The sequence below is a fragment of the Pseudomonas sp. UBA5568 genome (genome assembly GCF_002425525.1).
GTDB lineage: Bacteria > Pseudomonadota > Gammaproteobacteria > Pseudomonadales > Pseudomonadaceae > Aquipseudomonas > Aquipseudomonas fulva.
Genome location: NZ_DIMK01000038.1, coordinates 35,176 through 48,863 on the forward strand (window position 1 = coordinate 35,176; position 13,688 = coordinate 48,863).

Below are 13,688 nucleotides of genomic sequence, written 5' to 3' on the forward strand. Positions count from 1 at the left end.
GCGCAGCTGTCTGATATCAGCGTCTGTGACTGATCCACTGAATTGGCCCATTCCCTGCTAAGTCCACTTCGAGAATTTTGATCGAGTGGTCAGGCAGGGGCGGGCAGCCGTTCCCGCCCAATGCCCTCCCAACGGCTACCAGGCCACGCATTACAAGGGCTGCAGGATGATGCTCGCAGAGCCGCTGAATACATTGGATGACCCGAGCGGGTGGAGCGCTCATCTGCAATTGCGTTTCGTCCTACGTGAGGGTGTGACCCGCCTTGGTGCGCGCCGGCATTTCGGACCTCTTTTGGTGCAACGGCCATTCTATCCAGAAGGTGCGCCATGCCATGTCTATGTCCTGCATCCGCCAGGCGGCATCGTTGCCGGTGACCGGTTGGAGTTGGACATCAGCCTGGAACCCGGTAGCCATGCACTGCTCACCATGCCGGGGGCGAGCAAGTTCTACCGCAGCGTGGGGCCGACGGCGCGCCTGACCCAGCGCTTTCGCCTGGCAGCGGACAGCACACTGGAGTGGCTGCCGCAGGACAGCATTTTTTTCAATGGTGCCAAGGCAACGCTCGAGAGCCGCTTCACCCTCGAAGCAGGTGCTCGACTGCTGGCCTGGGAAACCCTGTGCCTGGGCAGGCCGGTCATGCAGGAGCGCTTCGAGCAAGGCGCGCTCGACAGCCTGCTGAGCATTGAGCAGGCAGACGAAATCGGCTTGCACGAACGCTTGCGGGTGCGCGGTGGACGCCTGGAGAAGCTTGGCGGTCATCCGTTGCTGGCAACCTTCTGCGCTGCGCCCGCCAATCAAGACACCCTCGACGCCGTACGCCCGCATCTGGATGGGCTAGGTATCCCGGCAGGCGCGACGTTGCTCGGCTCGCTGCTGGTGATTCGCCTGCTCGATCACGATAACCAACGCCTGCAACACACCCTGCAACGCCTGTGGCAAGTGCTGCGTCCGGCCGTCCTGGGGCTGTCCGCCTGCCCGCCACGCATCTGGGCCACCTGAAGAGAGTACCGATGGAGCTGACCCCTAGAGAGAAAGACAAACTGCTGCTGTTCACCGCCGCATTGCTGGCCGAACGGCGCCTGGCCCGTGGCCTTAAGCTCAATTACCCGGAGGCGGTGGCGCTGATCAGCGCGGCGGTGCTCGAAGGGGCACGCGACGGGCGAACGGTCGCCGAGCTGATGAGCCTCGGCCGTGAGGTGCTGACCCGCGAGCAGGTCATGCCCGGCATCGCCGAGATGCTGCACGACGTGCAGGTAGAAGCAACGTTTCCCGATGGCACCAAGCTTGTGACGGTGCATGACCCCATTGTCTGAAACCCCACCGGAGCCCCTGATGATTCCAGGTGAAATCCAGGTCGCCCTCGGCGACATCGAGCTCAACAGCGGCCGTGCCACCGTCAGCGTTAGCGTTGCCAACCACGGCGACCGCCCCGTGCAGGTCGGGTCGCATTACCATTTCTACGAGGTCAACGCGGCCCTGGTTTTCGAGCGTGGCCCTACCCGCGGGTTTCGCTTGGACATTCCGGCAGGTACCGCCGTGCGTTTCGAACCCGGCCAGGCTCGTACCGTGCAATTGGTCGCCTACGCCGGCAAGCGTGAGGTGTACGGGTTCCAGGGCAAGGTCATGGGGCCTCTGGAGCGTGAAACATGAGCCGACTGTCTCGCCAGGCTTATGCCGACATGTTCGGGCCCACGGTGGGGGACCGGGTACGCCTGGCTGACACCGAGCTGTGGGTGGCCGTCGAAAAGGATTACACCCTGTACGGTGAAGAAGTGAAGTTCGGCGGCGGCAAGGTCATCCGCGACGGCATGGGCCAAGGGCAGATGCTCGCCGCCGAGGCCATGGATCTGGTCCTTACCAATGCGCTGATCATCGACCACTGGGGCATCGTCAAAGCTGACATTGGCATCAAGCAGGGCCGCATTGCAGGCATTGGCAAGGCCGGCAACCCTGACGTGCAGCCAGGCGTCACCTTGCCCATCGGTCCCGGCACCGAGGTGATTGCGGCCGAAGGCAAGATCGTCACCGCCGGCGGCATCGATTCGCACATCCATTTCATCTGCCCACAGCAGGTGGATGAAGCCTTGAACAGCGGCGTCACGACCTTCATTGGCGGCGGTACCGGACCTGCCACCGGCACCAATGCCACCACCTGCACACCAGGCCCCTGGTACCTGGCGCGTATGCTCCAGGCAGCTGACAGCCTGCCCATCAACATCGGGTTGCTGGGCAAAGGCAATGCTTCGCGGCCAGAGGCGCTGCGCGAGCAGATCGCCGCCGGGGCTGTGGGGCTCAAGCTGCACGAGGATTGGGGGTCGACCCCCGCGGCCATCGACTGTTGCCTGGGGGTGGCCGAGGAGATGGACATCCAGGTGGCTATCCATACCGACACCCTCAACGAGTCCGGCTGCATCGAAGACACCCTGGCCGCCATTGGCGAGCGCACCATCCACACCTTTCATACCGAAGGGGCTGGCGGGGGGCATGCGCCCGACATCATCCGGGCAGCGGGGCAGCCCAATGTACTGCCGTCCTCGACCAACCCGACCTTGCCCTACACGGTCAATACCGTGGATGAGCACCTGGACATGCTGATGGTCTGCCACCACTTGGACCCGAGCATTGCCGAAGACGTCGCCTTCGCCGAGTCGCGTATCCGGCGCGAGACCATTGCGGCCGAGGATATCCTGCATGACATGGGCGCCTTCGCCATGACGTCTTCCGATTCCCAGGCCATGGGCCGGGTCGGGGAAGTCGTGCTACGCACCTGGCAGGTGGCACACCAGATGAAAAAGCGTCGCGGACCCCTGGCGCCCGATACGGCCTACAGCGATAACTTCCGGGTCAAGCGCTATATCGCCAAGTACACCATCAACCCTGCAGTCACCCACGGGATCGCCCATGAGGTCGGCTCGGTCGAGGCGGGCAAACTGGCAGACCTGGTGTTGTGGTCACCGGCGTTTTTCGCGATCAAGCCCGCGTTGGTGATCAAGGGCGGCATGATCGTCACTGCGCCCATGGGCGACGTCAACGGCTCGATTCCAACGCCGCAACCGGTGCACTACCGGCCGATGTTCGGCGCCCTGGGCGCGGCCCGCCATGCCACACGCATGACCTTCCTGCCACAGGCCGCAATGGACGACGGCCTGCACCAGGCATTGAACCTGCGCAGCCTGATCGGGGTGGCCCACGGCTGCCGACGGGTGCGCAAGGCCGACATGATCCACAACACCCTGCAACCGGTGATCGAAGTCGACGCCCAGACCTATCAGGTCAGGGCCGACGGTGAACTGCTGGTATGCGAACCGGCCACCGAGCTGCCGCTGGCGCAGCGCTATTTCCTGTTCTGAAGGAGTTCCGATGCTAGTCCTTACCCGTCGTATCACCGACCCCGGTACTCATGCCCAAACCGGCACTGTCACCCTGGATGTGGACAGCCGCATCAAAAGCCGTTTGCGGGTAACCCTGGACGATGGCCGCGAAGCGGGCTTGATGCTGGAACGGGGTCACCTGCTGCGCGGCGGAGAACTGCTGGCAGATGCCACCGGTAGCCAGTTGATCCGAGTACAAGCCGCGCCCGAAGCAGTCTCGACCGTGCGCTGTGCGGACCCGCACCTGCTTGCACGCGCCGCCTATCACCTGGGGAATCGACACGTACCCCTGCAAATCGAGCCTGGCCTGCTGCGCTTTCAGCATGACCATGTGCTCGATGACATGCTGCGTGGCCTGGGCCTGACAGTGAAGGCCGAACAGGCGCCTTTCGAACCGGAGGCCGGCGCCTACCAGAGTGCGCCACATGCCCATGCCCATGCCCATGGCCATCCCTTCGTACGCCTGCCTGCTCATTCCTGACCCTGTTGGAGCTACCTATGAAAAAGATGTTCGCGTTGTTGCTGCTGATGCTGGCATTGCCGGCTTTCGCCCACCCGGGTCACGATACCCACCCGCTACAGGACGGGCTGTTGCACCCACTGACCGGGCTGGATCACCTGTTGATGCTGCTGGGTACAGGCGTGTTAGCGGCGCTCACCGGCCGCACGTTGCTGCTCCCCCTGGCCACATTGGCGGCGATGTTCGCCGGTGCTGTAGGGGGGCACGTGTTCGGCAATGTGCTGGGCATGGAAACCCTGATTGCTGGCTCGCTGGTGGTGGCTGGTGCAGCAATGCTGCTGCCAGCAAGGCAACTGCTGCTGGCCCTGGCCATGCCGGTGTTCGCGCTGTTCCATGGCTGGGCGCATGGGGTGGAGGCGACGCCTAGCGCGTTCTGGCAGTTCAGCGCAGGTTTCGTTGCAGTGAGCGGCCTGTTACTGGCCTGTGGCTACGCCGCAGGCCTGCTGCTGCGTCGTCATGCGCGGCTGCAGAAAGCGTTCGGCGGTGGGCTGTTGGCCGGTGCAGCCCTGGTGCTGGCCGGTTGATGAGCACCGATCTGGCGTTGCTGCGATTGTTGCAGCTGGCAAGCCCCGGCTTGCCAGTCGGGGGCTTCACTTACTCGCAAGGCCTGGAATGGGCAGTTGAAGCAGGGTGGGTCAAGGACACGGCTGGCTTTGCAGCCTGGCAACGCGAACAGGTCCAGGACACCCTCGCGTGCCTGGACTGGCCCGTGCTCGTCCGCCTATACGACGCCTGCCTGGCCAGCGATGCCCAGGCTTACGCCCGCTGGTGCCGGTTCTTGCTGGCCAATCGCGAAACCGCAGAGCTGCGCCTGGAAGAGGGACAGCGCGGGGCCGCGCTGGCGCGCCTGCTCGACGGTTGGCAACTGGCACAGGTCCCGGCCTGGCGTGACAGCCTAGGGCTCACCCAGCTCGGTGCCATGGCCTGGCTGGCTGTGCATTGGGCGATTCCCTTGCGCCAACTGGCCATGGGCTACGGCTTCGCCTGGCTCGAAGGGGCGGTGATGGCCGGCGTCAAGCTGGTGCCGTTCGGCCAACAGGCTGCCCAGACCCTGCTGCATGCGCTCAGCAACGACCTGCCCGACGCATTCGATCATGCACTGACCCTTGGCGACGACCAGCTTGGCGGCGGCTTGCCGCTGCTGGCCATCGCATCGTCGCGTCACGAAACCCAATACACCCGTTTGTTCCGCTCTTGAGGACTGCCTGAATGCAAAGCTATCAACAACCCCTGCGTGTCGGTGTGGGTGGCCCTGTGGGCTCCGGCAAGACCGCATTGCTCGAGGCGCTGTGCAAGGCCATGCGCGATCATTACCAGATCGCGGTGGTGACCAACGACATCTATACCAAGGAAGACCAGCGTATTCTGACCGAAGCCGGCGCACTTGAGCCTGAGCGCATCGTGGGCGTGGAAACCGGCGGCTGCCCGCACACGGCCATTCGTGAAGATGCGTCGATGAACCTCGCAGCCGTCGAGGAGCTGGCGCGCAAGTTTGGCAACCTCGAAGTCATCTTTGTCGAAAGTGGCGGCGATAACCTGAGCGCCACGTTCAGCCCCGAGCTCGCGGACCTGACCATCTACGTGATCGACGTCGCCGAAGGGGAGAAGATTCCGCGCAAGGGCGGACCCGGCATCACCAAGTCGGACTTCCTGGTCATCAACAAGACCGACCTGGCACCGTACGTTGGGGCTTCACTCGAAGTAATGGAGCGTGACACCCAACGGATGCGGCCCGAGCGGCCCTGGACGTTCAGCAACCTGAAAAAAGGGGAGGGGTTGCAGGCGGTGATCGACTTCATCATCGAGCGAGGCATGCTGGGCGTGCGGACCTGACTCCGCTTGATGTGCAACCCCCAGCCTGGGCCGTACGCCAGGCTGGGTAGACAAGACCAGGCAGCGCATCAGCCTGAGTGCGCAACGTGCTCCGGCGTCAGTTCATCCTGAAAATCCGCCTCGCCAGGCAATGCAGTGATGACGCTGAAGTCACTCACCTCGACCTGCCCACCCCCATAACCCAGAAGGTGGAACGAGAAGGCCTTGCGTTCCACTGGGTTGTCGAACCCGAACTCCATCTCCAACGGTTCGTCGGCGGTGACCCTGACTTCCTCCGGCAAGCCTAGCGGCACATCCTGCTCCAGTTGCTTGGCCTTGAGCTGGATGTAAGCGGCGTGCCGGGCGTCCAGCGCACGCACCTTGACCCTGACACGCGTGCGCGAGCCTTCGGGCATCTCCAGGTACTGCGCGCCGATCAGGTTATCGGCCCAGTCGTCATGGATGCGCTTGCTGAGCTGGATGGGTGAGGGCCCGCCAAATTGATAGCGCAGATTGAGGGGGCTTTGCATCAGCGATTGGTCCAGTACGCCGGCCAATGCACCTATTTGCTGCCCCAGCGCATTGTCGCCCTGGTCCAGGTAGCGGGCCCGATCGGCAATGAACCCTTCACTGGCGTAACGGCGACAGCGCTGCTGGAAATCGCACTCGGTAAACACGCCCTTGCCGTCGTGGTAGCGGAGCATGCCATTGGTGAACGAGATCATTTCGCGGCCGGTGTCGTAGTCTCGATACATCGACCGCCCGCCAAGGGCCAGCGGGATGGGCAGCGCGAAATAGTCGAGCAGCGAAGTGGCCAGGTCGACGTGCCCGTAGGTACCGCCCTTGAGGTGAGGCAACTGGGCCTGATCGGGTGCGAGGGTCAGGTTGAAGCCCCAGGAAGAAGCCAAGCGCACCCCATCGATGCCGTGGGATTCATCCGAGGTGACCACCACCAAGGTATCCTTGAGCACGCCCTGGCGCTCCAGGTTGTCCAAGAAAGCGCCCAAGGCGTCGTCCAGATAGGCCACGGCGGCCTGCTTGGGGGTGTCGAAGCGCGCCAGGTAATCGGCAGGGGCGGAGTAGGGCTGATGGGTGCCGACGGTAAGCAGGGTGAGCATCCACGGTTGGTCTTGCTTGCGCAGTTGCCCGACGTAATCCAGCGCGCCTTCGAAAAAGGCTCGGTCATCCTTGCCCCATGGGAAGTCCAGGTAATTGCGGTTGTCGAACCACTCCACGCCATGTACCGAATCAAAACCTACGTGGGGCATGATGCGGTCCTTGGCCATGAAACGCAGCCCAGCGCCTTGCAGGTAATGGGTGGTAAAACCAGCCTGGCGCAACTGCGCCGGCAGGCAGGCCTGGTTGCGCTCGGCCTGGGTCAACAACTCCACGCCTTTGGGCGTGCCGTTGGCCAGTTTGTCGTAGTCGCCGCAGAGCATTGCATACAGCCCGCGTATGGTCTGGTGGCTGTGTAGGACATAGTCCGGGGTATTCATGCCCCGCGTAGCCCACTGGCTCAAGCGCGGCATCAAGTCTTCGTCGAAGCGGCTGTGCAGCGCCTCGCGATTGGGACGCAGGTAGGCACCGGGGATGCCCTCGACCGTGATGACCAGCAGGTTGCGCGCACTGCCTGGGCCATCGAGCAAGCGTTGGCCGTTGAGGTCTGATTGGGTAAGGCCGGCGCTGGGCAGGGGGGTGAACGGCGTCACCTGGCCGCTCCAGCGTTGCACTTGGCGCTGCACATCGCCCACCGCCGCAGAGGCGAGCTGATGGCCCAGGTTGTATTGGCGCCATTGCTCGGCATCGGAGGGTGCCAGGTGTTGACTGGCCCAATGCACGCCGAACAAGGCCAGTACCGCTACCCACGCCTTGCGTGGTAACGGCCGGCCAGGCTGGCGACGGGTCTTCCATGCCCAGGCCAACCAGGCCAGCAGCCCGGCACCCATGGACCAAGCCAGCCAGGCGTGGGCCAGGCCGCCCCCGGTGGAGTTTTCCATAAACTGCGGGTCGACCAGGTAGGCGAGGTCTGCGCTGGTGGGCAACCGTCCCACCGCGCTCACCAGTTCGGCCGAGGCGACCCAAAGCAGGGCCCACGCCAGCAGCACCGGCAGCGCCAGCCACCAGGGCCGACGATGCAAAAGCAGCAACAGCGCGCCGCCCAGGGCCAGGTCGGAGAGATAGCCAAGCGGGTTGGACCAGCCCAACGCGGCACGTGCGCCCAAGGGTAGCACCAGCACCAACACGGCCAAGGCGGCGAGCCGCTTGTGTGAGGGGTCTGAGAGGCTTTTCACAAAAACGTTCCTTTGCCATTAAATCGTCATCAATCTGTGGCTGATGATAACAGGCCAAGGGCGGGCAAAGCGGGCGTGCAAAGCGCTGGCACACAAAAGCCAGGCCCGCGTAAGCGGGCCCGGTGCGTCGATCATCAGAAGTAGTAGGGGAATTTCAGACTGAACGAGAAGTCGGGCGCATCATCGGTCAGCCCGATGGACAGATTGGGCACGATCGTAAGGTTGTTGGTCGCCGCAAACGTCATGCCGACGTTGAAGTTGGCCGCGTTGTAGTCGCTGTTGGAGACCGATTGCCAGTCACCACCGTCGGGCTTGATCTTGCTCTTGCGTCCGAACTGGTCGGAGACCGAGAACGACATGCTCATCTTCTCGTTCAGCGCGAAGGCAATGCCCGCACCGATTTGCCACGAGTCGCCCAGCTTCACGTCACCGGGTACCTTGCTGTTGACCTGCGGGCTGATGTCGCTGAAGGAGTCTTCCAGGTTGTACGTGTAGGACAAGCTGCCGAACAGCACGGCCGGGTCGAACGTCTTGACCAGGGAGATACCCGGCGTGATGGACCAGACCCCGTTGCCGGTCGGCAGGCTCTCAGGCACCGAAAGGTTGTCGTTGCCCGCCACTTCGCGCAGCTTGATCCCGTAGGGGTCCTTGCCGGTCGGCGCCTTGACCCGCAAGGTGGCTACGGCATCTGGCCAGGTCTCGGATTCGTCCAGGAACTTGTAGGCGACACCTACGTTGATATCGCCGATTTCCGGGTCGCGCGTGACCGTGGCGTCCGAGGTGCTCGGCCCGGCCCCTCCAGCGCCGCCAGACGAATAGGTGGACTCGCGGTAGATGACCGGGACGTTGATGTCAAACTGCCAACGCTGGTCCAGGTTGTAGCGTGCCGTCAGGTCCAGGGTCCAGTTGTCGGCCTTGATACGGTCCAGGTTGATATTGCCCAGGAAGATCGAATCCAGCGCCAGGAAGCCGTTGAGGGTCAGGGCGCGGGTGTCGTAGTGGGTATAGGTCAAGCCGGTTTCGAGGCTGAACTTGCCACCCCCGAAGAACCCGCTGGCCTCGTCGTACAAGTTGGAGACGCTCTGCGCAGGCTCGGAGTCCGCGGCCAGCGCCTGCCCATACGAGGCGCCGGTGGTCCCAGGCGCCCCGGCAGCGACGGTCTGGCCCCCCTTGACCCGTTCGCTGGGCGATCGCACCAGGCGTTTGGGCGGGGGGGCTGCCGGGGTTTCTTCGACCTGGCGAACCCGCTGCTCCAGCACCATCAGCGCCTGCTGCTGGGCTTCGTAGCGGCGCTTGAGTTCGGTCAGTTCCTGTTTGAGTGCTTCGACTTGCGGATCTACAGCGGCGTATAGCGATGTGGCGGGTGCCAAGGTTGTCAAACACACAACCGCTTTGAGTGCTAACGATCGTTGCATGAAGATGCCGTCCCTTCCGACTGCTGTGATGAGACTGAGCGTAGATCAGTATCCGACAGAGCGAAGCCCTTTGAGCTGGTCCAGGCTGCCATTTAGCGAAGCGGCGGTTGGCAGGTTCTGGCGCATGACCACGTTCAGAGAGGTGACGTTGTTCACCAGGTTGCCATTGCCGAGCACGGTGGTGTTCTGCATCAACCCGCCTTGGGCCAGACGCTGCACGCTGTTGCCCTGATTGCCATGGGCATCTATGTTCATTTGCACGCCTACGCCTGTGGACGACACGCTCAGCGCGCCGGCGCCGTTCTCGGCCATCAGCGTCTGTCCGGCGGCCAATACCTGCCCATGGGGCTGCACCGTGGGAGCCTGGTCGGCTTTGGTCACATTGACGTTCACATTGTTGTAGGCACTGTTGTCGTCGCCGGCCGCGCGGACCACTTGGGTCACCCCCTGCGTAGTACCAAGCCCGGCACCGCCGCTCACCGCACCGCTGCCCTGGGCAACCGGCTGGGCACTTCCCTGGGCCGTCGGCGCGCCGCGCTCATCGATCAACGAGACGTAGAATTGCGGCTTGATCGTGGCCTGCTGCACCTGCAAGGTGCTGCTGGCGCCTATCACTTCACCGCGCGCGTTCTGCCAGGTGCTGCTCATGACGATGCCGAAACTCACGATTCGACCCGGCATCACGTAGCGTCCGCGCAAGCTCGCCAGTTCCTGGTCCTTGAGCTCGATAGGGTGCAGCACTTCGGCGTGGATAGGCAGGCTGGCCGTCATGCAGGCCAGAACCAACCAGATAGGGGTCTTCATGCAATGCTCCCCGGCGCATCGTGCACCTTGTTCTTGGAAGAGGCGTTAGAAGAAATCGCTTCGAATGAAGCCGTAGTCCAGCAGATCGGCATCCTTGACCGGCGTGAAGCCGTTCAGGCGGCCTTTGGCCGTCAGCGGCAGCGGAGGGTCGAGCAGGGCGTTTTGCTTGTCGTAGCCCTGGCCGATCACCGCGAAGATGATGCCGTTCCAGCCCTTTAGGAAGTCCTCGGTTCTGTAGCGCTTGTGCCCCAGCACCGGATCGCCGATGTAGACCCAGCCCCGGTCGACCTTCTGCATGACCACAAAGTGCTTGTAGCCGCGGATGTCCATCAGCACCACCACTGGGATTCGAACGCTGTTCAGTGTCTCGGGCGCCACTCGGTAACCCCGGGCGCGCATGCCCAGGCTTTCCACATAGCGCTTCATGTCGAGCATCGAAAACCCCTGGGTGCGGACCAGGTTCTGGTCGGCATGGGTGAGCATGCCCTCGATGATCTGGTGTTCGTCCACGTCCAGCCAGTAGGCCTGACGCAGGATGGTTGCCAGCGCGGCGGCGCCGCAGCTGAAATCGGTCTTCTGTTGCACCAAGTCGGCGAACTTGCGTTCGCGCATGCTCTGGATGGGCTTGAACACCACCGCGCCGCCAGGCAGGACGGACAGCGGCATCTGGGCTGCTTGACCCATGCTGGCCAGGCACAGCAGGAACGCCAGGGCGAATACGCGCATGATCGACGCCTTTGGGTGCGTTGGAGATAGGCCCCCAAAAAGGGGGCCTTGGGGTCTGGCATCAGAACGAGGTGTTGGAGATGGCCAGCGAGTTGCTCTGCTGGTTGCCCACACCGGCCGCCACGTTCACGCCCAGGTTGCCGCTGCCGCCATTGACCGAACCGCTAAGGGTTGCAGTGTTGGTCACAGGGTTGGCCCAGCCGGTCGGGGTCAGCACTTGGAAGGACACGGTATTGCTCAAGTCGTAAGCGCTGCTTTCGCTGTAGCTCTTGGCGACGTCGTTGGAGGACTGACTGGAGGTTTCGCCAGACTTTTCATACGCCGAAGCCGAAGCGTTCTCGTAGGAAGAGTCATGCGACTTGGTGTACGACGAGTCCCGCGAATGGTTATAGGACGACTCGCGCGACTTGTCGTAGTTGGAGTCGAAGGCTTTTTCGAACGAAGAGTCGTATGCACTTTGCTGCGAGGTATTCACCGAAGCATCCAGGGATGCATTGAGCGAACCGTCTACGCTGCTGGTGCGGGTGCGCTCGCGATCGCCGTTGGTCAGGGTCAGGGTACGCGTGGCATCGGCAGCCGCTGCCAGGCTGGCACTCAGGCTGGCGCTGCTCGAGGCGCTGGCGCTGCCGCTTGCCGAACCGTTCATCCCCCAGCTGTTGGAACCACTGGCACTGGCACTGTTGGAGCCGCTGGCGTTATTGGCACTCGAACCACTTGAATTCCAACCGCTGGAGCCGCTGGAGCTGGCACTTTGCGAACCCGCCAGGTTGAAGCTGGACGAGGCACTGCGGTCATCGGTGGAGTTCAGCGTACCTTCACGCGAGCTGGAACCGGTGGCCGAGGTGGTGAAGGTCAGGGTATCGACGCGGTACGTGCGATCGGCCCCGTTGTTGACCACAAGCCCTGGGCCGTTCTGATCGGCCTTGGCCGTAGCCGTGGCATTGCCGATACCGGCGTTGGTATTGGCGATGGCCATGCTGTTTTTCTGCTGGTTCAGGTCGCCGCCGGCAATGTTGATGCCCACGTTACCCGAGCTGCCTTCGCCAGAGCCGCTCATCACTGCCGAAGACTGGGTCGACCAGTTGTCGACACGGTTGTTGTTGCTGTACTGGCTGACGTCAGCGTTGGCTTCGGCGGTGCCGAAGACGAAACTGTTGTCCAGGGTAGAGTCGGCAGCGGCATTGGCGATGGCCGACGCGTTGCCCTGCTGGTTGCCGTTACCAGACGCCACGTTGACACCCACGTTGCCACTGGCACCGGTTGCCGAGCTGCTCATTTCAGCTTCGTTGACGGTGCCCTGGTTGGTGATGGTGTTGCCGGTGCTACGCTGGGTGTCCAGCGCATCGGCCTTGGCCGAGATGGGCAGCCAGGTGGTGCTGTTGCCGTTGTAGCTGCGACGGTTCTGATCGGCTTGTACAGCAACGGCCATGACCGCAGCAATTGCGAAAACCAGAGGCTTGAGTGCCATCGAAGGTTTCATGGTGATTCTCCGTACTCTAAAGGTTAAGTGTCGTTCATGACTCAAACGGTCAGTCGGCGACCCGTATGCTCAAGGTGTTGGCCATGCGGTTTCCCACCCCGGCACTCTGATTCAGCTGAACCACGCCACGGCCACCGGTGAACGCTTGGTCACTGGTGGTGACCTGGCGATGACCCGTCGAGGTAGCAGCTGAGTCAAAGGTGTTGAGCAGCGTCACGTTCTGTTGCAGGAGGACGCTGTCGTCGATGCTTTGCGGTTGTATACCCACGCTGATGCGCAGGGCGTTGGCCTGCTGGGTGCCTGCACCGGCGCTCTGGTTGACACCAAGCGCGCCATTGCCGTGGCTGAACGAGGCGCCGCCAATATTGGCCTGGGTATCCATGGCAGCGTCCGGAGGTGTATTGAGCCGCTGCCGGATCTGTGTCGTGGCACTGGCGCCGTGGCCCAGGGCGAACGCCCGGGCGTTGGCCTGCTGCTGCAGGTCTCCGGCAGCCTGGTTGACCGTCATGTTGCCCTGATAGGCACGGCCGGCGTCGTCGATGGTGGCGTTGTTGCTGACGGCAGCCGGTGGCTGGGCGATGGCGGACGCGCTGCACAGCAGGGTGATTACGAGCAGGGCAGGCTTCATGTCATTTGCCCCCCGTCAGGATCTGCAGGGGCGCTAGGCCTTTCTGCACGCTCGAATTGACCATGTTGGAGATCCCGTTGCCCGAGCCTGATCCACGTCCGCCTGCCAGGTTGGGCAATTGGGTCTGGTGGCCGAGGTTGCCGCCCAGGTGGTCGGTCTGCTGGGTGATCATGGCGTTGATGCCTGAGCCGCTGCTGATGCTGGCGAAGTCGCCGTCACTCAACTCGTTGGTCTGGCGCAGCACATGATTGACCGGGTTGGCATTGACGGTGGTAGGTGTGGGGTCCGGGCGCAGTGGGGGAATCACGGCATTGCGTGTCTGCACGTCGCGGGTAATGACGATGGTGCCATTGTCGGCTTGGGTGGTTGCGCTGAGCGAGCTGACCACGCACCCCAGCAGCAACAGGTAACCCAGGCGTTTGTCGATGTTCCTCACGACGGCGGTTCCTTCTTCAGCCGCTGGCCTTGTTCAGCGTTGCGCTAGCAAGAGCAGGAGCCGTGCCGCTTTTGAGAAGTCGCGGTATTTCAGGGGGTTAGCGTAATAAAGGCCGTCGTGCAGGCCTGCGTTGTGTCAGGGCTGATACAACGAGCAGATACCGGTGACCGAGCGGTCACCTCTGGGAGAGGGTTTGATCACAGT

Annotated in this window: 15 protein-coding genes; 8 read left to right on the forward strand and 7 right to left on the reverse strand. The window is 63.0% G+C overall.

What is annotated here, in order from left to right; translation table 11 throughout:
* Positions 1-166 precede the first annotated feature (166 nt).
* From B2S33_RS11525 to ureG, 8 genes are read left to right on the forward strand one after another with little or no spacing between them, the layout of a single operon-like run.
* Positions 167-1,000 carry an urease accessory protein UreD gene (locus B2S33_RS11525; protein WP_049696099.1) on the forward strand — a complete coding sequence of 278 codons (834 nt, stop codon included), beginning with the start codon at positions 167-169 and terminating at the stop codon, positions 998-1,000.
* An 11-nt stretch (positions 1,001-1,011) separates the two neighbouring features.
* Positions 1,012-1,314 (forward strand): urease subunit gamma, encoded by a 303-nt coding sequence (locus B2S33_RS11530; RefSeq protein ID WP_003253929.1) that lies wholly within the window; start codon positions 1,012-1,014, stop codon positions 1,312-1,314.
* A 19-nt stretch (positions 1,315-1,333) separates the two neighbouring features.
* Positions 1,334-1,651: an urease subunit beta gene (locus B2S33_RS11535; protein WP_242810538.1), complete on the forward strand. Its 318-nt coding sequence runs from the start codon at positions 1,334-1,336 to the stop codon at positions 1,649-1,651.
* Positions 1,648-3,351, forward strand: a complete 1,704-nt coding sequence (ureC, locus tag B2S33_RS11540; protein ID WP_028687723.1) for an urease subunit alpha — start codon at positions 1,648-1,650, stop codon at positions 3,349-3,351. The genes B2S33_RS11535 and ureC overlap by 4 nt, the downstream gene beginning before the upstream one ends.
* 10 nt (positions 3,352-3,361) lie before the next feature.
* Positions 3,362-3,853 (forward strand): urease accessory protein UreE, encoded by a 492-nt coding sequence (ureE, locus tag B2S33_RS11545; protein ID WP_288650318.1) that lies wholly within the window; start codon positions 3,362-3,364, stop codon positions 3,851-3,853.
* A 17-nt stretch (positions 3,854-3,870) separates the two neighbouring features.
* The gene (locus B2S33_RS11550) at positions 3,871-4,416 is read left to right on the forward strand and encodes a HupE/UreJ family protein (protein WP_027915535.1); all 546 of its coding nucleotides are present in this window, start codon (positions 3,871-3,873) and stop codon (positions 4,414-4,416) included.
* Positions 4,416-5,090 (forward strand): urease accessory protein UreF, encoded by a 675-nt coding sequence (locus B2S33_RS11555; RefSeq protein ID WP_027915536.1) that lies wholly within the window; start codon positions 4,416-4,418, stop codon positions 5,088-5,090. The genes B2S33_RS11550 and B2S33_RS11555 overlap by 1 nt, the downstream gene beginning before the upstream one ends.
* Before the next feature lie 11 nt (positions 5,091-5,101).
* Positions 5,102-5,725 carry an urease accessory protein UreG gene (gene ureG / locus B2S33_RS11560; RefSeq protein WP_027915537.1) on the forward strand — a complete coding sequence of 208 codons (624 nt, stop codon included), beginning with the start codon at positions 5,102-5,104 and terminating at the stop codon, positions 5,723-5,725.
* A gap of 68 nt (positions 5,726-5,793) precedes the next feature.
* Here the strand turns inward: ureG and B2S33_RS11565 are convergent, their stop codons facing one another.
* The 7 genes from B2S33_RS11565 to B2S33_RS11595 all read right to left on the reverse strand — a co-directional run bounded on the left by B2S33_RS11565 (position 5,794) and on the right by B2S33_RS11595 (position 13,484).
* Complete coding sequence (locus B2S33_RS11565) at positions 5,794-7,995, reverse strand: LTA synthase family protein (RefSeq protein ID WP_280076731.1); 2,202 nt, start codon at positions 7,993-7,995, stop codon at positions 5,794-5,796.
* A 134-nt stretch (positions 7,996-8,129) separates the two neighbouring features.
* Entirely contained in the window at positions 8,130-9,410 is a 1,281-nt protein-coding gene (locus B2S33_RS11570; protein WP_027915539.1) for a hypothetical protein, read from the reverse strand.
* A gap of 45 nt (positions 9,411-9,455) precedes the next feature.
* Positions 9,456-10,214, reverse strand: a complete 759-nt coding sequence (locus tag B2S33_RS11575) for a hypothetical protein (protein ID WP_288650321.1) — start codon at positions 10,212-10,214, stop codon at positions 9,456-9,458.
* 45 nt (positions 10,215-10,259) lie between these two features.
* Entirely contained in the window at positions 10,260-10,940 is a 681-nt protein-coding gene (locus tag B2S33_RS11580) for a C39 family peptidase (RefSeq protein WP_288650323.1), read from the reverse strand.
* 61 nt (positions 10,941-11,001) lie between these two features.
* A complete protein-coding gene (locus B2S33_RS11585) occupies positions 11,002-12,420 on the reverse strand; it encodes a hypothetical protein (protein WP_027915542.1) in 1,419 nt (472 codons plus the stop codon).
* 49 nt (positions 12,421-12,469) lie between these two features.
* On the reverse strand, positions 12,470-13,048 hold the full coding sequence (locus B2S33_RS11590) for an adhesin (protein WP_288650324.1): 579 nt from the start codon (positions 13,046-13,048) through the stop codon (positions 12,470-12,472).
* Between the two features lies 1 nt (position 13,049).
* Complete coding sequence (locus tag B2S33_RS11595; protein WP_027915544.1) at positions 13,050-13,484, reverse strand: hypothetical protein; 435 nt, start codon at positions 13,482-13,484, stop codon at positions 13,050-13,052.
* Between the last annotated feature and the right edge of the window lie 204 nt (positions 13,485-13,688).